At 68.4% G+C, this 24,650-nt stretch carries 18 protein-coding genes; 11 read left to right on the forward strand and 7 right to left on the reverse strand.

The genetic code is table 11. The annotated features are described in order from the left end of the window. Positions 1-124: 124 nt before the first annotated feature. A complete protein-coding gene (locus ACTJLF_RS25855; RefSeq protein WP_126184891.1) occupies positions 125-1,150 on the forward strand; it encodes a LacI family DNA-binding transcriptional regulator in 1,026 nt (341 codons plus the stop codon). Between the two features lie 305 nt (positions 1,151-1,455). Here ACTJLF_RS25855 and ACTJLF_RS25860 read toward each other — a convergent pair whose 3' ends face one another. Beyond that, a complete protein-coding gene (locus ACTJLF_RS25860) occupies positions 1,456-3,195 on the reverse strand; it encodes a methyl-accepting chemotaxis protein (RefSeq protein ID WP_440884166.1) in 1,740 nt (579 codons plus the stop codon). Positions 3,196-3,411: 216 nt separating this feature from the next. Between ACTJLF_RS25860 and ACTJLF_RS25865 the strand changes: the two genes are divergently transcribed. From ACTJLF_RS25865 to ACTJLF_RS25910, 10 genes are all read left to right on the forward strand, one after another. Next, a complete protein-coding gene (locus tag ACTJLF_RS25865) occupies positions 3,412-4,116 on the forward strand; it encodes a response regulator (protein ID WP_416490575.1) in 705 nt (234 codons plus the stop codon). Next, positions 4,113-6,668 carry a hybrid sensor histidine kinase/response regulator gene (locus ACTJLF_RS25870; protein ID WP_440884167.1) on the forward strand — a complete coding sequence of 852 codons (2,556 nt, stop codon included), beginning with the start codon at positions 4,113-4,115 and terminating at the stop codon, positions 6,666-6,668. The genes ACTJLF_RS25865 and ACTJLF_RS25870 overlap by 4 nt, the downstream gene beginning before the upstream one ends. Before the next feature lie 440 nt (positions 6,669-7,108). Then, entirely contained in the window at positions 7,109-8,140 is a 1,032-nt protein-coding gene (locus tag ACTJLF_RS25875) for an ABC transporter substrate-binding protein (RefSeq protein WP_126184887.1), read from the forward strand. Between the two features lie 6 nt (positions 8,141-8,146). Continuing rightward, entirely contained in the window at positions 8,147-8,929 is a 783-nt protein-coding gene (locus tag ACTJLF_RS25880; RefSeq protein ID WP_440884168.1) for an ABC transporter ATP-binding protein, read from the forward strand. A 10-nt stretch (positions 8,930-8,939) separates the two neighbouring features. Continuing rightward, positions 8,940-9,809: an ABC transporter permease gene (locus ACTJLF_RS25885; protein ID WP_126184886.1), complete on the forward strand. Its 870-nt coding sequence runs from the start codon at positions 8,940-8,942 to the stop codon at positions 9,807-9,809. A gap of 90 nt (positions 9,810-9,899) precedes the next feature. Further along, a complete protein-coding gene (locus tag ACTJLF_RS25890) occupies positions 9,900-11,282 on the forward strand; it encodes an FAD-dependent oxidoreductase (RefSeq protein ID WP_354324112.1) in 1,383 nt (460 codons plus the stop codon). Next, on the forward strand, positions 11,279-12,448 hold the full coding sequence (locus ACTJLF_RS25895) for a CaiB/BaiF CoA transferase family protein (protein ID WP_019656018.1): 1,170 nt from the start codon (positions 11,279-11,281) through the stop codon (positions 12,446-12,448). The genes ACTJLF_RS25890 and ACTJLF_RS25895 overlap by 4 nt, the downstream gene beginning before the upstream one ends. Continuing rightward, positions 12,445-13,221: an enoyl-CoA hydratase-related protein gene (locus ACTJLF_RS25900; RefSeq protein WP_440884169.1), complete on the forward strand. Its 777-nt coding sequence runs from the start codon at positions 12,445-12,447 to the stop codon at positions 13,219-13,221. Before ACTJLF_RS25895 ends, ACTJLF_RS25900 begins: the two co-directional genes overlap by 4 nt. Before the next feature lie 27 nt (positions 13,222-13,248). Then, positions 13,249-13,584, forward strand: coding sequence for a ferredoxin (fdxA, locus tag ACTJLF_RS25905; RefSeq protein WP_354324108.1), 336 nt, complete (start codon positions 13,249-13,251; stop codon positions 13,582-13,584). A gap of 54 nt (positions 13,585-13,638) precedes the next feature. Next, on the forward strand, positions 13,639-14,553 hold the full coding sequence (locus ACTJLF_RS25910; protein ID WP_019656021.1) for a LysR family transcriptional regulator: 915 nt from the start codon (positions 13,639-13,641) through the stop codon (positions 14,551-14,553). Positions 14,554-14,715: 162 nt separating this feature from the next. On the opposite strand, the gene ACTJLF_RS25915 is transcribed toward ACTJLF_RS25910, so the two are convergent. The 6 genes from ACTJLF_RS25915 to ACTJLF_RS25940 form a co-directional block, all read right to left on the reverse strand. Further along, positions 14,716-15,726, reverse strand: a complete 1,011-nt coding sequence (locus ACTJLF_RS25915; protein WP_440884170.1) for a CbrC family protein — start codon at positions 15,724-15,726, stop codon at positions 14,716-14,718. A gap of 118 nt (positions 15,727-15,844) precedes the next feature. Continuing rightward, positions 15,845-16,303, reverse strand: a complete 459-nt coding sequence (locus ACTJLF_RS25920; RefSeq protein WP_019656024.1) for a RidA family protein — start codon at positions 16,301-16,303, stop codon at positions 15,845-15,847. Beyond that, positions 16,300-17,268 (reverse strand): transglutaminase family protein, encoded by a 969-nt coding sequence (locus tag ACTJLF_RS25925; RefSeq protein WP_132800688.1) that lies wholly within the window; start codon positions 17,266-17,268, stop codon positions 16,300-16,302. Before ACTJLF_RS25925 ends, ACTJLF_RS25920 begins: the two co-directional genes overlap by 4 nt. A gap of 37 nt (positions 17,269-17,305) precedes the next feature. Beyond that, entirely contained in the window at positions 17,306-18,127 is an 822-nt protein-coding gene (locus ACTJLF_RS25930) for a basic amino acid ABC transporter substrate-binding protein (protein WP_132751530.1), read from the reverse strand. A gap of 127 nt (positions 18,128-18,254) precedes the next feature. Continuing rightward, positions 18,255-21,059, reverse strand: a complete 2,805-nt coding sequence (locus ACTJLF_RS25935; protein WP_440884171.1) for a circularly permuted type 2 ATP-grasp protein — start codon at positions 21,057-21,059, stop codon at positions 18,255-18,257. 62 nt (positions 21,060-21,121) lie between these two features. Continuing rightward, a complete protein-coding gene (locus tag ACTJLF_RS25940; RefSeq protein ID WP_132751528.1) occupies positions 21,122-24,649 on the reverse strand; it encodes a transglutaminase family protein in 3,528 nt (1,175 codons plus the stop codon). Position 24,650: the final 1 nt, after the last annotated feature.

The raw sequence follows: 24,650 nt of genomic DNA on the forward strand, positions 1-24,650 counted from the left end.
CCGGTGCCAGGCTTTTCTCCCTCCCCCGCTGGGGGAGGGCAGGGGTGGGGGCAAGCGGCGCATCCTCCGAGCGCTCTGCCTGCCCCCATCCCGACCTTTCCCCAGAGGGGGAAGGAGAAAGACCATGAAGCCCACCGGCCGCGCCACCATCGCCGACGTCGCCGAAGCGGCCGGCGTCTCCAAGGCCACCGTCTCGCGCTTCTTCAACCATCGCGAGCGCCTGCTGAGCCCCGACATCGCCGCGCGCGTCGAGGTCGCGATCGCCAAGCTGGGGTACTCGCCCAGCCCGATGGCGCAGGCGCTGAGCCACGGCCGCTCGCGGCTGGTCGGCCTGATCGTTGCCGACATCACCAATCCCTATTCCGTCGCGGTGCTGCGCGGTGCCGAGAAGGCCTGCCAGGACGCCGGCTACCTCGTGATGCTGTTCAACCTCGGCAACGAGAGCGAACGCGAGCGCGAGGCCATCGACGCGCTGGCGGGCTACCAGGTCGACGGCTTCATCCTCAACACGCTGGGGCGCGGCAGCAACGTGGTCGACGCGGTCACGCTGCACGGCAAGCCGGCGGTGCTGGTGGACCGTCGCCATGCGGGCATGCACACCGACTTCGTCTCGCTCGACAACGATGCCGCGATGGCTGCCACCTGCGGCCACCTGGTCGAAGGCGGCTATCGCGAGCTGCTCTACGTCACCGAGCCGCAGAAGGGTGTGAGCTCGCGGCGCGAACGCACGGCTGCCTTCGGTACCTGCGTGGCCGCACACGAGCCGCGCGTGGCGGGCGAGGTGTTCGAGAGCGTGGAAGGCGAGACCGACGCGCTCGACGAGGCCCTGCGAGCGTTGCGCCGGCGCGCCAGGCGCGGCCGCCGCGCGGCGGTGGTCGCGGGCAACGCGGTCGTCACGCTGCGCATTGCGCAGGCGATGGCGCGGCTGGGCTGGCAGTTCGGTGCCGACCTCGGCTTCGTGGGTTTCGACGATCCCGAATGGGCCTCGCTCATCGGCCCCGGCCTGAGCACCGTGGCGCAGCCCACCGATGCCATCGGCCGTGCGGCCGCCACATGCCTGATCGAACGGCTGCGGGGGCTGGATGCACCTGCGCGCCAGCTGCTGCTGCCTGGAGAACTGGTGGTGCGAGGATCTTCGCGGGTCGTCTAGCGTCGAGCTCCGCACGAAGGAAGGTGAGCGGGGCGCACTCCTGGCATCCGCCCGTGGGCTGCCGTTGCGCAGCCTGTGTCTGTGTGTTGGTCGAATGACGACAGAAGCGCTCGATCCAAGAGTCTTCTGGAGCAGCCGGTGGATCGACAGCCCACGATTGCGCGTCGTGCATGCACCGATGACGCTACCGAGCGGGCAAGAGTCACCGCTCGACACGCGCGGTGTCACGCCGCGCAGGCGTACCTGACAAGGACGTCGGCCTGTGGGAAGGGGCAGTCTCTATCGAGTTCGCACCGGCTCCTCTACTAGGTGTTGAGCTCGGGCATCGCATGCATGGCCGATACGCCGTCGATACGCGGCGCCCGGGCGGGCGCTGGCATTCTCAGTTCGCCGATGAGGGATATCTGGTTGTCGGCGTGATGTGCTCGCGAGGACGCATTCCCCAGTTGAAAGAACTCGACAAGCGAAAAGAGCCGGTCCGCCTGGCCCTTGAGGCTCGCCGCGGCGGCCGCCGATTCCTCGACGAGCGCTGAGTTTTCCTGGGTCATCCGCTCCAGTTGTGCCACCACCGAATTGATCTGGTCGATTCCGGCCGCCTGTTCGATCGCGCCTGCGCTGATCTCTCCGACCGTGCTGGAGACGCGTTGAACGCTCTCGACGATTTTGCTCATTGTGGCGCCTGCGTCGTTGACCAGCTGGGAGCCCGATCCCACCTTGTCGACCGATGCTTCGATGAGGATCTTGATCTCCTTCGCCGCGACCGCGCTGCGTTGCGCGAGATTGCGAACCTCGCTGGCCACCACCGCGAACCCGCGGCCCTGTTCACCCGCCCTGGCCGCCTCCACGGCGGCGTTCAGCGCCAGGATGTTGGTCTGGAATGCGATGCCGTCGATCGTGCCGATGATGGCTGCAATCTTCTGCGAGCTGCCGTGGATGTCGCGCATGGTCTCGACCACTTCGGAGATGACCTCGCCGCCGCGTACCGCGATCTTCGATGCGGACAACGCCAGCTGGTTCGCCTGAGAGGCGGCCTCTGATGCCGTCTTGACGGTGGAAGTGAGTTCCTCCATCGACGCCGCGGTCCGCTGCAGGCTGCTCGCCGTCTGCTCCGTGCGGCTGGAAAGGTCGGAGTTGCCCGAGGCGATCTGGGCGCTCGCAGTGGCAACGGAGTCACTGCTCTCCCGCATGCCGGTCAGCGTCTTGACGAGGTTGCCGCGCATCGCTGCGAGTGCCCTGAGCAAGTCGCCAACCTCGTCCTTGCTGTCGGAATTCAGGCGCTGGGTGAGGTCTCCGCCCGCCACGGCCTCCGCCAGGCGAACCGCGTCTTTCAGCGGCACCACTATTCCCCGGGCGACGCCCCACGAGAGCAGCACGGCCAGCAGGAAGGCAAGGCCGGTGCCCGAGGCGATCAGCATCGACCCGGTGGTGAACGTCGCGTTGCTCTCTTCTGCCTCGATCTGGGCGCGGTCCTCATTGTGTTTGACCAGCTGGGCCAGCGGCTCCTTCAATGCCAGGAAGGCCTCGCGGGCTTCGCCGTTCAACAGGTTCACGGCGTCGGTACGGCGGTCTTCCTCGACCAGCTTCAGGATCTTGGCATGCGCCGCAGTCCATGCCGGATGCCGCGCCTTCACCCGGTCGTAGATGGATTGCTCGGTCGGATCGCCGATCGAAGCGGGATAAGCCTTGTCGACGGCGTCGTATGCCTTCAGGGTGTCTGCGATGGCACGCTGGGTTTCTGCGGCTTCGCTTGCCGGACTGGTGGCCATGCGGAACTCGAGCATGCGCACCCGGTTGACGGACTCGCTCATCTGGCCCGCATCGCGAACGCTCGCCATGCGCGCGGTCACCATGAAATTGGTCTGGTCATTCAGGCGATTCAAGCGATGGACCGAGAAGACGGCCATCGCGATCATCAGCAGCACGATGCTGAGAAAGGCGATCGCCAGCTTGGTGGAGATTCTGAGATTTCTGAAAGATGGCATGACGATTGAGTCCAGGTTTCGAAGGGAGGTCGGCACGGCATCTGGCGACGCGCCCGTGTCCATTGCTTCTCATCTATCGGCGGCGGAACTCCGCAGCGCACCTGACATATGTCATGGCTGGTGAGGGATTCGAGTGGGATGCCCTGATAACTGTCATCCGGCCCCTGGTGCCCTGCTAGAGTCTTCGCGGTTCGCGCGTTCGCCGCGACAGAGGTGCCCCGCGTGGCCAGGCGGGGGTAATCGGTGGCTCAGGTGGCGACGGCGATGGCGCCGAGGAAGATGGAAAACGGAAACTTCGACCGGCAGACGATGGCCGACGTGCTGATCGTCGAGGACCAGGCGCTCGTGAGTGCCGGTATGCGGGCCCTTCTGCAGAAGGCGGCACCGCATTACCGGGTCCATGAGGAACCCTCCAGCCAGGGGGCGATTGCACGGCTGGCGGCAGGTTCGTTCCAGTTCGTCTTCATCGACATCCACCTTGGATCGGGAGCTTCCGGTCTGGACGTCTTGCGCTTCGTGCGGGAACGCGAAATGCCTTGCCACGTCATCATGCTGTCGGGTGACGATGACCTTGCGACGGTGCGTGCCTGCATCTCTCAGGGCGCGTCGGGCTACATCACGAAGGCGGCGGGGGATGGGAGCGTCTTCTCTGCCGCCATCGAGACCGTTCTCGACAACCGGGTCTATCTGCCAGCGTCGATCCTCGAACGCGCTCCCCGCAACGACGCCGCCGCAGGCGCCTACGGCCGTAGCGCCGCCTCCCTGGGGCTGACGCCAAGGCAGTGCGAGGTTCTCTACTACCTGTGCCAGGGCCTGCCCAACAAGGCCATCGCCAACCGCATGGGCATCAGCGAGGGCACCGTCAGAAAAGGCTATGTGTCCGAACTGCTGCGATTCTTCGGCGTGGCCCGGCGCACGGAACTGCTGATCGAGGTGTCTCGCCGAGGGATACGGATTGCCGCAGCGGGCTCGGAGGGGCCGTGACCGCAGCGATCGCGAGACTCCTGCTTCTGCATTGCTTCGGTGCGGGTCTTCTTAGGGCTCTGTGCTGCGCCGTGCTGGCGCTTGTCTGCGGCGCCGCATCGGCGCAGGGCGATCGGGGCACCCTGCCGCTGGTGCCGGAGGTGGGCGTCGAGGGGCACAGATTGCTGCAGGGGGACTACCTGGTCGAAGACGGCGTTCCGCTGTCGTTGTCCGACGTCACCGCGCTCCCCGGGAGTGCCTGGAAGCGCAGGCCCGTGTCTTCCGCCAGCTACGGCTTCGCGACGGCTCCCCATTGGTTCAGAAGCGACCCCTTGACCGCGAGTCCCGACGGATCTGGAACCCTGCTGATCGAGGTGGGCGACCCCTTGCTCGATCACCTCGATCTGTATGTCCGGATCAACGCGGCCGCCTCCTGGACCCGGTGGAAGCTCGGAGACAAGCAGGTCTTCGAGCGACGCCCCTACGCCGCACGTAGCTTCGTGGTCCCCGTTGCCGTGCAGCCCGGCGACAAGGTCGAGATTCTCGCGAGGGTCCGGACCGGAGGCGCGATGCGCTTTCCCTTGAGCATGTGGGAGCCGCAGCAATTCGAGAAGGCCGAACGCCAGTCGCTGCTGGCCAACGGTATCTGCATCGGGCTGATGGGTGGCATCTTCCTCTATCACCTCATCGTCTTGCTGCTCGTTCGCGAGCGCATCTATCTGTACTACATCGGCTGGGTCCTTGCGACCGCGGGATTCTTCCTGAGCTACAGCGGCATCGCATTCCAATACGTCTGGCCTCGGGCGACGGCATGGAACGACTGGTCCCAGATCGCTTTTCTCTTTCTCGCGGCCGGGCTGTTCACGTCCTTCGCCATCCAGTTCAATCCCGCGCCCGCCCCGAGGCGATGGCACGCAGCGCCCGTGCTGCTGGCGGTCGCCTTGGCCGTGGGATCGAGCTGGCTGACCTTTCCGCAAGCCATGCGCGTGGCGCTTCTGTTCCAGTTCGCGGGCGCCCTGGTCGGTTTCGGTCTCGCCATCGGTTCCGTCCGGGCCGGCCATCCTTTCGCCCGCATTTTTCTTCTGGCGTTCTCTGGCGTCCTGATCGGCGTTGCCCTGCAGGCGCTGGACATGCTGGGCGTCACGGCGTACTTCGGGGCTTCGATCGATTTCGGGGCGGCAGCCCAGGCGGACTTGGCCGTCTCGGTCCTGCTGCTCTCGCCGGCGCTGGCTCGCGGCGTCCTCGATGCGCGCCGCCAACGCGCCATTGCGACGGAACTCGCGCAGGCCAACGTCGAACTGGCGGCCTCCACGCGCCTGGCGCAGGAGCGAGCCGAGTTCCAGCTGAAGATCAACGAACGTTTGCGCACGGATGCCGAGCGCCGGGACCGGGACAAGTCCCGATTCCTGGCCAATGCCGTCCACGACTTGCGCCAGCCGCTGCAAGTGATCGGGAATGCACTCGATCTCACCGGCGAAGCGATTCAGGCAGGTCGCACCGACAACGCCCTGGGCCTGGTGCGGATGGCGACCCGTGCAACCGGCAACATGCGGTCCCAGCTGACTGCCATCCTGGATCTCTCGAGGCTGGAGTCGGGCTTCGTGCGGGCGCAACTGTCCGACTTCGACCTGGTGCCGCTGATCAGGGATGCGGTCGAGCAGACCAGAGGCATCGCCCACGCAAGCGGCACCTCCGTCGAATTCGAACCGCTCCTCGACAAGCCGGTCTTCGTGAGAAGCGACCGTCACTTTCTTCAGCGCATTCTTCTGAATCTGATCAGCAACGGCGTGAAGTATCGGTCTGCGCAAGGAGGGCGCCGCAGCCACGTGCGGCTTCTGCTGACGGGGCATGGCAGTCTCACGCGCCTGGCCGTCGAGGACAATGGCCTTGGAATCTCCGAGGAAGCTCTGCGCAGCGCCACTATCTTCAAGCCCTTCTTCCAGTTGAACAGTCGGCATGCGGAGGCGGACGCGGGAATGGAGACGGAGAAGGGCGTGGGTCTGGGGCTGTCCATCGTCTCGGCGATGCTCGGCCTGCTCGACGGCCACAAGCTTTCCATCCAGTCCGAGGTGGGCGTGGGAAGCACCTTCACGCTGGAGATCCCGGCATCCGTCGTCGCGCCGGTCTTCGAAGCCATTCCGGCCGTTGACTTCAAGGCAGCCGGCATCGAGGCGGTACGCGGAAAGTACGTCGTGCTGCTCGAGGACGACGAGCTGGTGAGGGCGACGCTCGCCGCGGTCTTCGACGTGCACGGCGTCCTGTACGAAGCGTGGGGATCGATCGAGGAGATGCGGCAACAGTTGCCTTTCACCGAGAGGGCGCCCGACGTCCTGCTGAGCGACTATCGCTTGCCGGATGGAAAGACCGCGCTGGATGCGATCGAACTGATGCGTGCGCACTGGAGCGACGTGCCCACGCTCATCCTGACCGGGGAATCGCTGAATTCGTATGCGGTCGCGTCATTGCGAGGCGCTGCGATCTGCTACAAGCCCGTCGCCCCACTCGACCTGCTCCAGCGCATTGCCGCGAGTGCGATGCGAACGGCTGCGCCGTCGAGCTTCGGGGTGTTCTAGCACCGCGCACGCGGCGTTCGTTCACCAACGCGAGGCGCATGAGACCGCTTCCGCGCGGCATCGGCCCCCTTGCTGGTGCATCGTTCTTCGAGGCCGTCGGGCGCGCGGCGCATGAGGACGGCCGCGCCGCTGCTGCTCCAGCTGCATGAGGCCGCATCGCTCGCTGCAGGACGCCTGAGCGTCACTTCGCGTTCCTGTTCCTTCCTATCGTTTTCCCGAAGATGGTGCGCGCCGCAATGGCGCATGCACCGCGATGTCACGGGAACGCGCGTGGAGGACTATTTTTTAGTTCGCCCGTTGCGAAAAACGGTGCTTGGTGCGCTCGCACCCCGCTTCTAGCATTCGCTCGCCAGCCTCATCGACGCCCGCTGCATCGCAGGCCGGCACACAAGCACAGCCGAATGCCTTCACCTCATCGCATCGAAGAAAAGGAATCCGCCATGGCCCATCTCCGCGATCCCGGTCGCCGAAGCCTGCTCAAGACATCTCTCATCGCCGGCGGGCTCTCCGCCGGTGGCCTGCTCTCGGTCGACGCCTTCGCGCAGGGCAAGGCGCGCATCAACATGCAGCTGGGATGGATCGTCGGCGGCAACCAGATCGGGGAGGTGGTCGCCAAGCGCATGGGCTTCTATGAGCAGGAAGGCATCGACTTCGCGATCCAGCCGGGCGGGCCGAACATCGACGGCGTGGCCATCATCGCCTCGGGCCGCTACGAGATCGGGCAGGTGTCGTCGAGCCCTTCGATCATGCTGGCCGTGTCGCAGGGCCTGCCGATCAAGTGCTTCGCGGTCGGCGCGCAGAAGCATCCGTACACCTACTTCTCGCTCGCGAAGAACCCGGTGCGCAAGCCGGCCGACCTGGTGGGCAAGCGCGTGGGCATTCCGTCGACGGCGGCCATCCTGCTGCGCGCGCTGCTCGCGAAGAACAAGATCGCCGAGAAGGACGTGAAGGTGGTCACCATCGGTGCCGACATGTCGCCGCTGCTCACGGGGCAGGTCGACGTGGTGACGGGCTGGCTCACCAACACCACCGCCATCAAGGTGCTGGGCCCCGACATCGCCACGCTCACGCAGTGGGACGCGGGCGTGCGCCTCTATGCGCTGCCTTACTACGCATCGACGAAGACGCTGGAGACCCAGCCCAAGGTGATCGAGGCCTTCCTGCGCGCCACCGCCAAGGGCTGGCACCACGTGCGCGCCAACCGCGACCAGGCGGTGGACATGCTGGTCAAGGAGTACCCGAACCTCAAGCGCGACGACGAGCGCGTGGCGCTCGATGCGATGCTCGAATACGCCTTCGGCGGCGCGGCGCAGACCCAGGGATGGGGCGCGATGGACACGGCCGTGTGGCAGGAGCAGATCAACACCTACGCGGAGCTGGGCCAGTTCACCGCGCGCACGCCGAAGGTGGAGGACCTGATCTCGCTCGACGCGCTGAAGGCCACCGCCGCAGTGCGGGCCATGAAGGGCTGACGCGCGATGTCCGCCGTTCTCTCCGCTGCGCCGGCCATCGCCTGCCGCGACATCGGCGTGCGCTTCTTCACCGAGCGCCGCGACGTCACCGCCATCAAGAGCCTCGACCTCGAGGTGGCGCAGGGCGAGTTCCTCACCTTGCTCGGGCCCTCGGGCTGCGGCAAGTCGACCTTCCTGCGCGTGGTGGCCGACCTGCTGCCGCCCAGTCGTGGCAGCATCGAGGTGCTTTCCTCGACGCCGCAGGCCGCGCGCAAGAACCGCGACATCGGCTTCGTGTTCCAGGACGCGGCGCTCCTGCCCTGGCGCACCGCGCTGCAGAACGTCGAACTGCCGCTGCGGGTGGGCGGCGGAGCGGGGCGCAAGGGCCGCCGCTCGCCGCAGGAGCTGCTGGAGCTCGTGGGGCTGAAGGACCGCATCAACGCCTTTCCGCATGAGATGTCGGGCGGGCAGCGCCAGCGCGTGTCGATCGCACGCGCACTGGCGAGCGACCCGAAGATCCTGCTGATGGACGAGCCCTTCGGCGCGCTCGACGAGATCACGCGCGACCGGCTCAACGAGGAGATCCTGCGCGTGTGGCGCGAGACGGGCGTGACCATCCTCTTCGTCACCCACAGCATCCACGAGGCGGCCTTCCTCGGCCAGCGCGTGCTGATGCTCGCGGCCAACCCGGGGCGCGTTCGCGAGATCGTGCCGGTGGATCTGCCCGCGCAGCGCACGCTCGACGTGCGCGAGACACCCGAGTTCGTCCGGCTCACGAGCCATCTGCGGCGCGTGCTGGAAACCTGCTGAGGCCGAGGTCATGAATACACGTTCCATCGATACGGCAGTGCCTGGCACAACGGGCGCGCTCGGTGCGCCGGCTGCATCGGCCGATCCCGAGTACGTCGCCTGGGCCGCCGCGCGGCAGAAGCGCATCTGGCGCAGGCGCATCCTTCCGGCGCTGGGCATCGTCGGCCTCATCGCGCTCTGGTGGCTGGTGATCGTCGCCTTCGGGGTCAAGCCCTTCATCGCGCCCACGCCATGGGCGGTGCTGGAGACGCTCTACGCCAAGCGCGACGTGCTGCTCGACAACCTGCTGCCCACGGCCTTCGAGGCGGCCGGCGGCTTCGTGCTGGGCAACCTCGCGGCCATCGTCGTCGCGACCATCTTCGTGCACAACAAGACGCTGCAGGACATCTTCTTCCCCGTGGTGCTGATGTTCAATGCCGTGCCGCTGGTGGCGAAGGCGCCCGTGCTGGTGCTCATCATGGGCAACGGCGTGGAGCCCAAGATCACCATCGCCGCCCTGGTGTGCTTCTTCCCCACGCTGGTGAACATGGTGCGCGGGCTGGAGTCGGTGAACCCGCAGGCGATGGAGCTGATGCGGGTGCTCTCGGCCAGCAGGACAGAGATCTTCTTCCGCCTGCGGCTGCTCAACGCGCTGCCCTACCTGTTCTCGGCACTGCGCATCGCGGCGTCGATGTGCGTGATCGGCGCGGTGGTGGGCGAGTGGGTGGGCGCTACGGTCGGCATCGGCGCAATGATCCTGCAGGCTACCTTCAACTTCGACTCGCCGCTGCTCTACGCCGCGATCGTGATGAGCGCGACGCTCTCCGGCCTGTTCTTCCTGCTGGTGACGCTGGCGGAGCGCTGGGTCATCCGCTGGCAGCCGGAAGAGGGCGCGCACTGAGTTCGCAGTGAACACGACAGGCGACCGGCGGGCGACGGACCCGGCCGGCGCATTCCAGACACATCCAAACATTTCAAACAGGAGATTTCTATGAGCCGTATTGGCGACTGGATGCAGGAGCCCGCGCACGACGTGCGCGTGGCAGCCGAATCGGACGTGGTGGTGGTCGGCGGCGGCCCCGCCGGGCAGGCGGCGGCGCTGGCCGCGGCGCGCAACGGCGCGAGCGTGACGCTGCTGGAGCGCTACAACCACCTGGGCGGCCTGGCCTCCGGCGGCATGGTGCTGGTGCTGGACGACATGTGGGACAGCCACCAGCAGGAAATCTCGGTGCGCGGCATCTGCCTGGAGATGATCGAGCGCATGTCGGCGCTGGGCCTGGCCGAGTACCCGCGACAGCACGAATGGGGCACGCTGCCCGAGTCGGTGCGGCGCTGGAAGCGCTGGGGCACCTACGACTTCCACAGCAAGACGAAGCCGCACCCCATCTGCTTCGCCGCCGCCTTCGACCCCGACGCATGGAAGCGCACCTCGCTCGAGATGGTGCTGCAGGCCGGCATCGAACTGCGGCTGCACTCCTGGTTCTCGCGCACGCTGGTGGAGGACGGCAAGGTCAAGGGCGTGGTCTGCGAGACCAAGGGCGGGCGCGAGGCCATCCTGGGCAAGGTGGTGATCGACACGACCGGCGACCTCGACGTGGCCGCCTCGGCTGGAGCGCCGCACATCAGCGGCAGCTACATCGTGACCACCGTGTTCCGCCTCGGCGGCGTCGACACCGAGGAGGCCGAGCGCTTCGAGCGCGAGGAGCCCGAGGCCTGGCAGGCACTCGACCGCGAGATCAAGCACATGCTCGGCGGTGCCTGGGAAGCCTGGTGGCTCAAGACGCCGCTGCCGGGCGTGGTGTGGTGCAACTGCCCGCACATGCCGGGCCTCGACGGCCTGAAGGTGAGCGACCTCACACGCGCCGAGGTGCTGGGCCGCGCCACCATCCAGAAGGTGATCGACTTCGTGCGCGCGAAGCTGCCGGGCTTCTCGAAGTGCACGCTGATCGACATGGCGCCGCAGACCGGCATCCGCCAGACCCGCCTGCTCGAAGGCGCGTACGTGATGACCAAGGAGGACGTGGCCCAGCGCACCCGCTTCGAAGACAGCGTGGCGCGAGGGCGCGACTACTACTACCCCTACCGCACGCTGCTGCCGCGCAGCGTCGAGAACCTGCTGGTGGCCGGCCGCCACTACTCGGCCACCTCCGCAGCGCAGAAGATCTCGCGCGAGATCCCGCCGTGCATGGCGATGGGCGAGGCCACGGGCACCGCCGCCGCGCTGGCGCTGGATGCCGGCGTGACGGTGCGCGAGGTCGACATCGCGAAGCTGCAGAAGACACTGCGTGCGCAGGGCGCCGACCCCGGCGACCAGAAGGGGCCGAACGCCGATGTGCCGACCATCGCCCGTTCTTTCACGAAGGAGGCCGCATGAGCACCGGCACCGACGCACTGCCGCTGGACGGCATCCGCATCATCGACTTCACGCAGGTGATGATGGGTCCGGTCTGCACGCAGATGCTGGCCGACCATGGCGCCGACGTCGTCAAGATCGAGCGCAAGGGCGCGGGCGACCTCAGCCGATCGACCTTCGCGCCGGTGGCCGGCGAGGACAACCCCATCTTCTGCAGCCTCAACCGCAACAAGCGCAGCGTGGAGATCGACCTGCGCGACGCCGCGCAGATGGACTTGGTGAAGGCGCTCATCGCCGGTGCCGACGTGGTCACCAACAACTTCCGCGCCGGCGTGATGGAGCGGCTGGGCCTGGGCTACGAAGACTGCAGGCGACTGAACCCGCGCATCATCTACGCGGTGGGCACCGGCTACGGCGAGACCGGCCCCTACGCCCACAAGGGCGGGCAGGACGTGCTGGCGCAGGCGCTCACCGGCGTGATGGCGCGGCGTGCCGATGCCTCGGTGCCGGTGTCGATCTACCCGACTGCGCTGGCCGACTACACCGCCGGCATGCACATGGTGCAGGGCATCCTGCTGGCGCTGCTGCAGCGCGAGCGCACGGGCGAGGGGCAGAAGATCTCGGTGTCGCTCTACAACTCCATGCTGGCCATGCAGATGCAGGAGGCGGCCATGGTGATGATGGAGGACTCCGAGGTGAACTGGGCCGCCATGCCGCTGTCTGGCGTGTTCGACACGCGGACCGGGCCGCTGGTGCTGGTGGGCGCCTTCAAGGCCAACCCGCTGCGCGACATCTGCACCGCGCTGGGCATCGACGACCTCTCGCTCGACGCGCGCTACGCCACGCTCTCGGCGCAGTTCGAGAACAAGGCCGCGCTGCACGCCATCTTCCGCGAGCGCTTCGCAAGCGATACCCGCGAGCACTGGCTTGCGAAGCTGGAAGAGCAGGACCTGCTCTCGGCCCCGGTGCGCGACATGCGCGAGGCGCTGGTCGATCCGCAGACGCTGCACAACGCAATGATCCTGGAAGGCGGCACACCCTCGGGCCGTGCGCTGAAGTTCATCGGGAGCCCCATCCACATGTCGGGCGCCAGGGCCGGCCTGCGCCGGGCACCGCCACGGCTCGGGCAGCACACGGCCGAGGTTCTCGCCGAGGCGCGCGCGCTGATCGAGGAGGCCGGCGCATGAGCGTTTTCCTCGAAGTCGCGGGCCATGTCGCGACGGTCACCATCGACCGGCCCGAGGTGCTCAATGCCGTCGACCTGCCCACCGAGGCAGAGCTGCAGCGCATCTGGAGCGAGATCGAGTCGCGCGACGACATCCGCGCCGTGGTGCTCACCGGCGCCGGCGAGCGCGCCTTCTGCGCCGGCGCCGACCTGAAGAACACCTCCAGCCTCAAGGGCGTGGAGTACTGGGCGGCGGCGCGTCCGGGCGGTTTCGGCGGCATCGCGCTGCGCGAGACGCTGGACGTGCCGGTGATCGCCCGCGTCAATGGCCTTGCCCTGGGTGGCGGCTTCGAGATGGTGCTGGGCTGCGACATCGTGGTGGCCTGCGAGGAGGCCAGCTTCGGCCTGCCCGAACCGCTGGTGGGGCGGCTGCCGCTGGACGGCGGCATGCTGCTGCTGCAGCGGCAGATTCCCTACCGCCAGGCCATGGGCATGATGCTCACCGGCCAGCGCGTGAAGGCGCAGCGCGCGCTGGAGATGGGCCTGGTCAACGAGGTGGTGCCCCGCACGGAGCTCGATGCGGCCGTCGACCGCTGGGTGCAGCAGATGCTGGCCTGCGCGCCGCTGTCGCTCAAGGCCATCAAGCAGGTGGTGCGGCGCACCGGCACCCTGGCGCCGGCCGAGGCGCATCGCATGCGGCTGCCGGCGCTGGTGGCGGCGCTGCAGTCGCAGGACGCCGACGAGGGTGTGCTGGCCTTCCAGCAGAAGCGCAAGCCGCAGTGGCTGGGCCGCTAGACCGGCCCGCCAGCGAAGGTGCATGCCATGCCCCACGTCATCACCGGTGCCTGCATCGACATCAAGGACGGCGCCTGCGTCAAGTGCTGTCCTGTCGATTGCATCTACGAAGGCGCGCGCACTCTGTACATTCACCCGGATGAATGCATCGACTGCGGCATTTGCGTGTCGGCCTGCCCCACGCAGGCGATCTACGAAGACCTTCGGCTGCCGCCCGAAATGGCACATTTCGCGGCCATCAACCGCGACTTCTTCGCCGCCGAGGTCAGCGGGCTGGGCTCGCCCGGCGGCGCGGCGGACGCCGGCCCCGTGGCCTGCGACCACCCCGCCATCGCAAAGGAGGGCGCGCGGCTGGCCGGATGAGCCCCGGGCCACGCGCATGCGTATGCGCATGCGCATGCGTGGGAGGACCGGCTGATGCACGCCAGCATCCTCAAGTACTTCATCGAGGTGGCGAGCTGCGGTTCGGTGCGCAAGGCTTCGGAACGGCTCTACGTGGCCGCCAGCGCGGTCAACCGGCAGATCCACAAGCTGGAGGACGAGCTCGGCGTCGAGCTGTTCGACCGCATGCCCAACGGCCTGCGGCTGAATGCGGCCGGCGAGCGCCTGCTCAAGCACGCGCAGGAGACGCTGCACCAGTACCAGGTGATGCGCACCGAGCTCGATGCGCTCAAGGGCGAGCGCACCGGCCACGTGAAGGTGGCGGCGATGGATTCGTTCTTCGAGGAGCTGCTGCCCTCGGCGGTGGAAGACTTCCTGCAGGTGTTCCCCGCCGTCACATACACCATCACCGCGGTGCAGCCCATGGACGTGCCGCAGATGGTGATGTCGGGCCAGGTGGACGTGGGCATGACCTTCGTGAGCCGGCTGCCGGGCGGCGTGGCGGCGGTGGCGCTGGCGAAGCTGCCCATCGGGCTGGTGATGGCCCCGGGCCACCCGCTGGCCAAACACGCGAGCGTTTCGCTCAAGGAATGCGCGCGCTATCCGTTCCTGCGCTCCAGTTCGCACCCGGTGATCAGCGCCGCGCTGTCGCCCGAGTTCGCATCGTTCTGGGACGACATGGAGCCGGCCGCCACCTGCAACTCGACGCCGATGCTCAAGCGGCTCATCATGGCCGGCAAGGGCATCTCGTGCTTCTCGAAGATCGCCTTCATCGAGGACTTGAAGCGCGGCGACCTGATCTGGCGGCCCTTCGAGCTGCCGGCGCTCGACCAGCTGCAGGTCGGCATCGTGGTGCCGTCGCAGCGCGTGCTGCCGCATGTGACGCAGAACTTCGTCGGCCGCATGGCGCGGCGGCTCGCCCAGCTCGAAGTCGCAGCCGCCGCCGTGTGAGCGCGGCTGGAACGACCTGAAGGACGAGGCGTTGCCGGGCGCGGGCATCGGCGCGGTGGTGGGCGACGCGCATGCCGGCCTGCGTCCCGTCGTCGAGACGCATCGCCGTGGCGAGACAGGCGCGGCGTTCTTGCGCTGACAGAGCTGGCAGCGCTGGCTGCGTCAGCTGTGGTCGACGTAGCCGCCGAGCTTGCCGCAGTGCAGGCAGCCGAAGACGAACACCGCGAAGCTGCGCTCACCCGAGGGCGTGTCCAGCAGCGACTGCCAGCCTTCGCCGGGTTCCAGGCGAACCGCCTCGCATGTCTCGCGCACGAAGTCGGCGGCATTTTCCGATGCGAGCAGCGTCCGGTCGACATGCTCGATCTCGCCGAGGAAGCGGGCCGCGTCGTTGCAGTGCGCCCACCATTGCTCCTGCTGCCAGCTGAAGAAGCTGGGCGTGCGCTGCGACACCTCCTCGATGATGGGCGAGGGCAGCTCGACCTCGCCCATGCCCACGCCGGCTGCGTCGTTGAATTCGCCGTCGAACTTCGCCGCCGCCGAGCCGTCGGCGATGCACCATGGGCAGAAGTGCGATTCGCTGCCGACGGCGTAGAAGCTGCCGCCGTAGATGTAGCCGGTGGCCTTGCCGCAGCACTCGCAGGTTTCGCTCGAAACGCGCATCACGCCCGATTCGAACGGGTCGGCGTAGTAGCGGAACACGGGCAGCGCTCGTGCGGGGTCGGGCTGCACGGCTTCGGGAATGCGGTCCTGGTCGATGGCCGCCTGCAGGTCGGCGGCGTAGGGCGCACACCACTGGCCGGTGAAGGCGTCGAACAGGAAGACCTGGTCGGAGATGGCACCGCTTGCCTCGTCGCGCAGCACCAGCAGCTGGCGCGCCAGCGTGTAGTCGTGCGCGATGCTGATGCCATGGCGCGGAAAGCGCTCGTCCTTCAGCGCCAGCTTCGTGTAGTGGACGATGTCCTCGCCGGTGCGCTTCATCTGCTTGCGGTCGGTGGCGTCGAACACGGGGTGGAGCTGCCATTCGCAGTCGCGATTGCGCGGATCGCCGAACCTGCCGCCGTTGCTCGTCGCAAAGCAGGCCCTGAGAACCGGCGGCAAGGCAGCGCCGAGCTTGGCTTCGAGCGCGCGCAGGGCGCTCTCTGGGGCGGGCGGTGGCGGAACGTGTCTGGACATGCGTGAGGGCCCGGAAGAGAAAAGGCCCGACGGCCATCGCCGTCAGGCCTCTTGCATGGGGTGCCGCGGATGCGGCCGGTTGCGGGTGCGCGCGTGGATGTGCGCGGATGTGCGAGCTTCAGCCGATCTCGGCGATCAGCTCGATCTCCACGCAGGCGCCCAGCGGAATCTGTGCCACGCCGAAGGCGCTGCGCGCATGCGCGCCCTTCTCGGGGCCGAAGACTTCGGCGAAGAACTCGCTTGCGCCGTTGGTCACGAGGTGCTGCTCGGTGAAGGTGCCGACCGAGTTGACCAGGCTCATCACCTTGACGATGCGCTTGACCTTGTTCAGGTCGCCCACGGCCGCGTGCAGCGTGCCCAGCAGGTCGATGGCGATGGCGCGTGCGGCCTGCTTGCCTTCCTCGGTGCTGATGTTGGCGCCGAGCTGGCCGGTCCAGACCTTGCCGTCCTTCTTGGCGATGTGGCCCGAGAGGAACACGAGGTTGCCGGTCTGCACGAAGGGCACGTATGCGGCGGCGGGTGCGGCGACGGGCGGAAGGGTGATGCCGAGGCTGGAAAGTTTGTCGTAGACGCTCATTGGGACTCCTTGTCTTGGGAAGGCGATTGTGTCTGTGTTTGCGGCAGGCCCTCGACCACTTCCCCCACCGGCTGCACGGTCACGCCGACGCTCAGCGTGTGCCTTGCGCCGCCATGCAGTACGCCGCGCATCGGCGAGACGTCGGAGTAGTCGCGGCCGATGGCCAGCGTGACGTAGTCCTCGCCGGGCTGTCGGCCGTTGGTGGGGTCGAAGTCGACCCAGTCGCCGGGGCTGCCGCCGGTGCCGTCGTCCTCGCCGGGCAGGTACACCGACACCCAGGCATGCGAGGCGTCGGCGCCCACCAGTCGGGGCTGGCCGGGCGGCGGCTGCGTCAGCAGGTAGCCGCTGACGTAGCGTGCGGGCAGGCCCATGGTGCGGAAGCACGCGATCATGATGTGGGCGAAGTCCTGGCACACGCCCTTGCGCTGCGCGAGGGCCTCGACGGCGGGGGTGTTGATCTCGGTGCTGTCGGCGTCGTAGATGAAGTCTTCGTAGATGCGCGTGGTGAGGTCCATCGCCACGTCGAAGGCGGCGCGCCCGGGCACGAAGCTGGCGCGGGCATAGGCGGCGAAGTCGTCGTGGCGCGGCACGTAGGGCGAGGGAAAGACGAACTCCGACGCCGCGTCGAAGGTGGCGTCCTTGCGGAAGCGGAAGCGCTCTCGCACGGCCTCCCAGGGCAGGTCGCGCGCCACGGCGGGCGAGAGCACGGGCTGCGAGGTCTCGACCACGCTCTCGGCCGTGACCACCAGCCGGTCGTGCGTGGCCTCGAGCGCGAAGAAGGCACGCGCGTTGCCGTACAGGTCGGCCTGCTCGCTGCGCTGTGCCGGCGCGGGCTCGATGGAGAGCTTGTGGCTCACGAGCTTCTGCGAGCCTGTGACCAGCGGCTTCAGGTGCGCGAGATGCTGCGCCGTCTCGACCGGCGGCGAGTATTCGTAGCGTGTTTCGTGGGTGACGTGCAGCAGCATGGCGAAGCCAGTCGGGTGAGTGCGTCGCTCTGGCCGCCTACTTCGACTCTGCGCCGAAGTACGAGGCGTAGATCTTCGCGTAGGTGCCGTCGGCGCGGATCGCCTCCAGGCCCTGGTTGATCTTGGCGAGCAACTCGGCGTTGCCCTTCTTCACGGCGATGCCGTACTTCTCGACCGGGAAGCTGGTGTCGCTCACCGTCTTGAAGCCGCCGGCGGTGTTGTTGGCGAGGTAGTGCACCACCACGCCGTTGTCGGCCACCACGGCCTGCACGCCGCCGGCTTCCAGTTCCTTGAGCGCCAGCGGCGTCGACTCGAAGCGCTTGATGGCGGTGCTCGATTTGCCCAGCAGCTTGCCCACCACCTCGTCGCCGGTGGTGCCGTTCTGCACGCCGACCTTCAGGGGCTTGAGGTCCTCGAAGCTGTTGATGGGCGCGTCGTTGCGCACGGCGATGAGCTGGCGCGCGTCGAAGTAGGGCTGCGAGAAGTCCATCGTCTGGCGGCGCTCGTCGGTGATGGTGATGGCCGACACCAGCAGGTCGCGGTCGCCCTGGGCGAGCGAGTTGAAGATGCCTTCCCATGGCGTGTTGACGAACTTCACCTCGAAGCCGGCTTTCTGCGCGACCGCCTTCACCACCTCGATGTCGAAGCCCACGATCTCTCCCCGGTCGTTCTGCGACTCGAAGGGCGTGTAGGCGGCGTCGGTGCCCACCACCAGCACGCGCGCTGCTGCCGGCGGTGCCGCGGCAGCGGCCGGCGCCGATGCGGGCTCCTGCTTGCCGCAGCCGGCGATGGCCAGGGCCGCGAAGACGCTCGCGGTGGCGAGTGCGAAGCGGCGGTTGATGGTGATATGGCGAGGCATGGCGGTGGTTCTCCTTGAACTTATTGTGGAACGCCGCGGAACCGGCTTTGCCGGGCCGCAGGCGTTGCCCCCGGCGAGGGGGTGTGCGTAGCGACACGAAGTGCGCGAAGCATGGGGGAGTACCTGTTCAGGCGCCGACCGAGCGCAGCGACTCGGAGGTCAGCGTGAAGTAGCGCGTGCCGATGGCGTCGGACACGTGGTAGGCCGCCGTCTCGCAGCCGGCGAGCAGCTTCACGAGCTCCGGGTAGTCGGCGTCGGGCCCGGCGGCGCAGAGGTGCTCGAGCGTCCAGCCGGACGGATCGGGCAGCTCGTACGAAAGGGCCGTCAGCTTGCCCGGCGCGCTGCCGGCCAGCCGCGCGATGCGCCCGCGCAGGGTCTGCGTGACCCAGGCCAGCGAGCGCGGGTTCTCGGCGTCGAGCACCAGCAGGTCGACCATGGTGGCGACGTCGCGGCGCTGCTGGTAGCGGGCGTGGAAGGTGATGGTGCTGTCGAAGAGGGCCACCATGGCCTCGAAGCCGCTCACCTCGTGCACCGCGCCGTTGTCGAAGCCGGCCTCCAGCGCATTCGCGAGGAAGCCCAGCCGCTCGATGTGGCGGCCGATGGACAGGAGTCGCCAGGCGTCGTCGCGCGTCATGCGGTCGGTCTGCGCGCCGGTCATGGCGGCGAGGGCGTTGCTGGCGGATTCGAGGGCGCGCAGCGCAGCGCTGGCGGCGAAGCTGCCTTCGTCGGCCTGCTCGGCGCAGCGGCGCAGGAAGTCGGCCTCGGTGCGCACGATCTGGTTCCAGGTGTCCTGCGAGAGCCGCTCGCGCACCGCGGCCGCGGCCTGTCGGATGCAGCGCAGGCTGAAGCCCACGCTGCCGCCGCGCGCCACGTCGCCCAATTCGGCGATGAGCGCGCGCTCGAACACGCGTCGCGACTGCGGCGCGCTCGGCACGCCGGCGGGCACCAGCGCATTGCGCAGCGCCATGCGGTGCAGCCATTCGAGCAGCGGGCGTGAGGACTGGTCTTCGCTGCCCAGCAGGCTCAGCGTGAGGCGGGCCAGGCGCACCGCGTTCTCGGCACGCTCGGTGTAGCGGCCCAGCCAGAACATGTTCTCGGCCGCGCGGCTGGTGACCGGCGCGCGATGCCGCGCGAGCGACGCCGGCGTGCTGTGCGGCTGCAGCAGCGTGGTTCGGTCGACCTCGCCGTGCGTCTGCACCCACACGTCGGCACTGCTGCCGCCGCGCTGCATCGAGGCGAACTGCGCGTCGGGCTCGGTGAGCCGCGCCAGGCCGCCGGGCAGCACGCGCCACGACTGCGCGCCATCGCTCACCGCGAACACGCGCAGCATCACCGCGCGCGGCGCGATGTGGCCCGGGCCGAGGTCGTTGGCCCAGGTGGGCATCTGCGACAGCGGCATGTAGCCCTGCACGGTGTGGACGTCGCCCTCGCGCACGATGCGGCCGGCCCATTCGTCGAGCTCGCGCCGGCCGAGGTGGCTGCCGAGCACGGCGTCGAAGCTCGCGCGGCCGTCGAAGCCGGGGTAGGTGGGCTTGATGGCGCAGTCGCCCAGCTGCGGCAGCACCGATTCGAGCGCGGCGCGCTCGCCGCACCACCAGGTGGGCAGGGCGGGGAGCATGAGCTTCTCGCCGATCAGCCGGCGCGCCAGCCCGGGCAGGAAGCCCAGCAGCGCGGGCGATTCGAGGAAGGCCGAGCCCGGCATGTTGGCCACCAGCACGTTGCCGGCGCGGATGGCCTGCAGCAGGCCGGGCACGCCGAGCGTGGAGTCGGGGCGCAGCTCCAGCGGGTCGAGGAACTGGTCGTCCAGCCGCTTGATGAGGCCGTGCACCGGGCGCAGGCCCTGCAGCGTCTTCAGGTAGAGCCGCTGGTCGCGCACCGTGAGGTCGCTGCCCTCGACCAGCGTGACGCCGAGGTAGCGCGCGAGGTAGGCGTGCTCGAAGTAGGTCTCGTTGTACGGGCCCGGCGTGAGCAGCGCGATGTGCGGCGGCACGCCGGCCGGGCACATGCGCTGCAGGCCTTCCATCATGGCGCTGTAGGTGGCGGCCAGCCGCTGCACGTGCAGCGCCTCGAAGGCCTGCGGAAACTGCCGCGTGATGGCGAGGCGGTTCTCCAGCAGGTAGCCCAGGCCCGAGGGCGCCTGCGTGCGCTGGGAGACGACCCACCAGTTGCCGTCGGGGCCGCGCGCCAGGTCGAAGGCGGCGATGTGCAGCCAGGTGTCGCCCGGCGGCTTCACGCCGTGCAGCGCGCGCAGGTAGCCGGGGTGGCCGCGTACCAGCGCGGGGGGAATGAGGCCCTCGGCCAGCAGCTGCTGCGGGCCGTAGGCGTCGGCCATCACGCGGTCGAGCACGCGCACGCGCTGCAGCACGCCGGCCTCGATCCGGCTCCAGCTCTCCGGCGAGACGATCAGCGGGAACAGGTCGAGCGACCAGGGCCGCTGCGGGCCGTTGGCGTCTGCGTACACGTTGTAGGTGACGCCGTTGTCGCGGATCTGCCGCTCCAGGCTGGCCGCGCGACGGGGCAGGTCGTTGAAGCCGCCCGGGCCCAGCTGCTCGAAGAAGGCGTTCCAGGCCGGGGTGAGCGGCGGTGGCTCGCCGGAGACCTGTGTCTGCGCCTGGGATTGCGACTGGGTGGTCGGCTGGGAGGGCGACTGCGTGGGTGACTGCGTGGGTGACTGCGAAGGGGGCTGGGGATTGGGCTGTGCCTGGGATTGGGACTGCGACTGGCCCGCCGCGGCATCGTAGAGCTGCGGGGCGGCCGGGGCTGGGGCCGTTGTCGAAGGCCCGGGCGCCGGCCGGAGCGGCGCCGCCGGCGTGGCCAGCCCGCGCATTTCGTCGAAATGGCCGGGCAGGGCGGGCGGGGCGAGCGCCGACGCCAGGGCCGCCGGAAACTCCAGTGCCTGGGCGTCGAACAGGGATTCGTTCAAAGGTTCCACAGGGGGGTAATTGTCACACTGCCGTCACGGGGGGCCGTTCGGGCAGTGTGACGGATGTCCCCTCAGCGCCGCAGATCGAGCGTGAACGGGAATTCGCGGCTGCCCGGCAGCTCGATGGTGGCCGGCGGCGTGCGCAGCAGGCCGGGAGTGTGGCCGGTGCGGGTGAAGCGCGAATGGCGGCGGCTTTCGGCCTCGTAGGCATTGACCGGGAAGGTCTCGTAGTTGCGCCCGCCCGGGTGGGCCACGAAGTACTGGCAGCCGCCCAGCGAGCGCTTCATCCAGGTGTCGACCAGGTCGAAGGTCAGCGGTGCATGGGCCTTGATGCTCGGGTGCAGCGACGAAGGCGGGTTCCAGGCCTTGTAGCGCACGCCGGCAACGAATTCGCCGGTCACGCCCGTGGGCTGCAGCGGCAGCACCTTGCCGTTGACGGTGACGACGTGGCGGCTCTCGTTGAGGCCGGTCACGCGCACTTCGATGCGCTCCAGCGACGAATCCACATAGCGCACCGTGCCGCCGACCGCGCCTTCCTCGCCCATCACGTGCCAGGGCTCGAGCGCATTGCGCAGCGACAGCTCCACGCCCATCGCCTGAACCTGGCCCACCAGCGGGAAGCGGAACTCGAAGTGCGGCGCGAACCAGTCGGGATCGAAGGCGAAGCCGGCCTGGCGCATCTCGCTGATGACGTCGTCGAAGTCCATCTTCACGAAGGTCGGCAGCAGGAAGCGGTCGTGCAGCTCGGTGCCCCAGCGGGTGACGGGCGCCTTGTAGGGCTCGTCCCAGAAGCGGGCCACCAGCGCGCGGATCAGCAGCTGCTGCGCGATGCTCATGCGCGCGTGCGGCGGCATCTCGAAGGCGCGCAGTTCCAGAAGGCCGAGGCGGCCGGTGCTGGAGTCGGGCGAGTAGAGCTTGTCGATGCAGAACTCGCTGCGGTGCGTGTTGCCCGTGACGTCGATCAGGATGTTGCGCAGCGTGCGGTCGACCAGCCAGGCCGGCATGTTCTGGCCGTAGATCTCGCGGTTCTTCGCGATCTCCTTCAGCGCGATCTCCAGCTCGTAGACCTGGTCGTTGCGCGCCTCGTCCACGCGCGGCGCCTGGCTCGTCGGGCCGATGAACATGCCCGAGAACAGGTAGCTCAGCGATGGATGGTTGTGCCAGTACAGCAGCAGGCTGGCCAGCAGCTCGGGCCGGCGCAGGAAGGGGCTGTCGGCCGGCGTCGCGCCGCCCAGCACGAAGTGGTTGCCGCCGCCGGTGCCGGTGTGGCGGCCGTCGGTCATGAACTTCTCGGCCGACAGGCGGGTTTCGAAGGCGGCGTTGTAGAGGAACTCGGTGTGGTCGACCAGTTCCTTCCAGTTGTGGGCCGGATGGATGTTGACCTCGATCACGCCCGGGTCGGGCGTGACCTGCAGCAGCTTCAGGCGCGGATCGCGCGGCGGCGGATAGCCTTCCATCACGATGCGCACGCCCAGGTCGCGCGCGGTGGCTTCCACGGCGGCGACGAGGTCGAGGTAGTCCTCCAGGCGCGCAAGCGGCGGCATGAAGACGTAGAGCACGCCCGAGGCGCTGCCCTTCTTCTCGGCGGCGGGGCCGTTCGCGCGGCGCGGGTCGCGCACTTCGACGCACAGCGCGGTGCGGGTGATCCAGTGGGCGGATTCGCCGCGCCGTGGCTGGCGGTTGACCGTCGGATCGACGGAGTTGGCGGTGTCGTTGTCGTCCACGCCATGGCCTTCGCCGTCGCTCGCGGCGCCCGGCGTCTGCATGCGCAGCGAAGAGGGCACGGCGGGCGGAGCGCCGAAGGTATAGGGAACGGCACCCAGCCCCGTCGCGGCGCCGCCGGCATCGCCCGCGGCCATGGCGTAGCGCGCCTGGTAGTCGGCCCCGCTCGGCAGCGCGCCGCGCTGCGCGTTCGGGTCGCGCTCGATCATGTAGGGGTAGTCGCCCTTGCTGGCCCACGGTTGCGAGTCGAGCGGCAGGCGGTAGCCCATGGGCGAGTCGCCCGGAATGAGGTAGAGCCGGTCGTCGCGCAGGAACCACGGGCCGGTCTTCCAGGCCGGGCCTTCGAGCGCGGGGGCGTCGCGGTTCGCGTTGCCGGGTTCCAGCGGCAGCATGTAGCCGATCACCGCGTCGAGCTTCTGCGTGAACACGCGGCGCAGGCGCATGCGCTCCAGCTCGTCGTCGAGCTTGGAGTCGAAGGGGTCGACGTTCACCGGCAGGCGGCGTTCGCGCCAGAGGTAGTAGTAGATGTCCTCGTAGCCTGGCTGGATGTAGCGCTCGGTCAGGCCGAGCTTCTGCGCGAGCAGGTTGGTGAAGCGGCGCGCGTCCTCGCTCGTGTAGTGCGTGGGAAAGCGCTCGTCGGCGAACAGGTCGGGGTCGTGCCAAAGCGGCTGGCCGTCGGCGCGCCAGAAGATCGACAGCGCCCAGCGCGGCAGCTGTTCGCCCGGGTACCACTTGCCCTGGCCGAAGTGCAGGAAGCCGCCCTTGCCGTATTCGGCGCGCAGCTTGTGCACGAGCTCGGTGGCGTAGCCGCGCTTGGTGGGGCCGAGCGCGTCGGTGTTCCATTCGGGCGCGTCGCGGTCGGTGGTGGCCACGTAGGTGGGCTCGCCGCCCATGGTCAGGCGCACGTCGCCGGCCTTCAGGCGGGCATCCACTGCCTCGCCCAGCGCGAGCACGTCGGCCCACTGGTCTTCGGTGTAGGGCTTGGTGACGCGCGGCGATTCGTAGATGCGCGTGACCTTCATGTCATGGCTGAACTCGACCTCGGATTCGTCGACGCCGCCCTCGATGGGCGCGGCGCTCGAGGGCGTGGGCGTGCAGGCCAGGGGGATGTGGCCCTCGCCGGCCAGCAGGCCCGAGGTGGCGTCGAGGCCGATCCATCCCGCGCCGGGCAGGAACACCTCGCACCAGGCGTGCAGGTCGGTGAAGTCGACCGTGGTGCCGCTCGGGCCGTCGAGCGCCTTCACGTCGGGCGTGAGCTGGATCAGGTAGCCCGAGACGAAGCGTGCGGCCAGCCCGCAGTGGCGCAGCAGCTGCACCAGCAGCCAGCCCGAGTCGCGGCAGGAGCCGCTGCCGTTGGTGAGCGTTTCTTCCGGCGTCTGCACGCCGGGCTCCATGCGGATGAGGTAGTTGACGTCCTTCTGGACCTGCTGGTTCAGCCCGACCAGGAAGTCGATGGTGCGCTGCTCCTTGCGGTCGATCTTGTCGAGGTAGGCCTGCAGCAGCGGCGTGACCGGGTCGGCCACGAGGTAGGGAGCCAGTTCCTCGGCCTGCGAGGGCGTGTACTTGAAGGGAAAGTTCTCGGCCTGCGGCTCGAGGAAGAAGTCGAAGGGGTTGTAGACCGCCATCTCGACCACGAGGTCGACGGTGACCTTGAACTCGCGCGTCTTCTCTGGAAACACGAGCCGCGCCTGGTAGTTGGCGAACGGGTCCTGCATCCAGTTGACGAAGTGTTCGGCCGGCTCGACCCGCAGCGAATACGAGATGACGTTGCTGCGGCAATGCGGCGCGGGCCGCAAGCGCACGACCTGCGGGCCCAGCTGCACCAGGCGGTCGTACTTGTAGTGGGTGACGTGGTGTAGAGCGGCGTGAATGGACATG

The sequence above is a fragment of the Variovorax sp. 22077 genome, assembly GCF_052044195.1.
Taxonomy (GTDB): Bacteria; Pseudomonadota; Gammaproteobacteria; order Burkholderiales; family Burkholderiaceae_C; genus Variovorax; species Variovorax atrisoli.

Coding starts and splice junctions, on each gene's coding strand:
- ACTJLF_RS25855 (WP_126184891.1), top strand. CDS start 125: ATGAAGCCCACCGGCCGCGCCACCATCGCCGACGTCGCCGAAGCGGCC.
- ACTJLF_RS25860 (WP_440884166.1), bottom strand. CDS start 3,195: ATGGACACGGGCGCGTCGCCAGATGCCGTGCCGACCTCCCTTCGAAAC.
- ACTJLF_RS25865 (WP_416490575.1), top strand. CDS start 3,412: ATGGAAAACGGAAACTTCGACCGGCAGACGATGGCCGACGTGCTGATC.
- ACTJLF_RS25875 (WP_126184887.1), top strand. CDS start 7,109: ATGGCCCATCTCCGCGATCCCGGTCGCCGAAGCCTGCTCAAGACATCT.
- ACTJLF_RS25880 (WP_440884168.1), top strand. CDS start 8,147: ATGTCCGCCGTTCTCTCCGCTGCGCCGGCCATCGCCTGCCGCGACATC.
- ACTJLF_RS25885 (WP_126184886.1), top strand. CDS start 8,940: ATGAATACACGTTCCATCGATACGGCAGTGCCTGGCACAACGGGCGCG.
- ACTJLF_RS25890 (WP_354324112.1), top strand. CDS start 9,900: ATGAGCCGTATTGGCGACTGGATGCAGGAGCCCGCGCACGACGTGCGC.
- ACTJLF_RS25895 (WP_019656018.1), top strand. CDS start 11,279: ATGAGCACCGGCACCGACGCACTGCCGCTGGACGGCATCCGCATCATC.
- ACTJLF_RS25900 (WP_440884169.1), top strand. CDS start 12,445: ATGAGCGTTTTCCTCGAAGTCGCGGGCCATGTCGCGACGGTCACCATC.
- fdxA (WP_354324108.1), top strand. CDS start 13,249: ATGCCCCACGTCATCACCGGTGCCTGCATCGACATCAAGGACGGCGCC.
- ACTJLF_RS25910 (WP_019656021.1), top strand. CDS start 13,639: ATGCACGCCAGCATCCTCAAGTACTTCATCGAGGTGGCGAGCTGCGGT.
- ACTJLF_RS25915 (WP_440884170.1), bottom strand. CDS start 15,726: ATGTCCAGACACGTTCCGCCACCGCCCGCCCCAGAGAGCGCCCTGCGC.
- ACTJLF_RS25920 (WP_019656024.1), bottom strand. CDS start 16,303: ATGAGCGTCTACGACAAACTTTCCAGCCTCGGCATCACCCTTCCGCCC.
- ACTJLF_RS25925 (WP_132800688.1), bottom strand. CDS start 17,268: ATGCTGCTGCACGTCACCCACGAAACACGCTACGAATACTCGCCGCCG.
- ACTJLF_RS25930 (WP_132751530.1), bottom strand. CDS start 18,127: ATGCCTCGCCATATCACCATCAACCGCCGCTTCGCACTCGCCACCGCG.
- ACTJLF_RS25940 (WP_132751528.1), bottom strand. CDS start 24,649: ATGTCCATTCACGCCGCTCTACACCACGTCACCCACTACAAGTACGAC.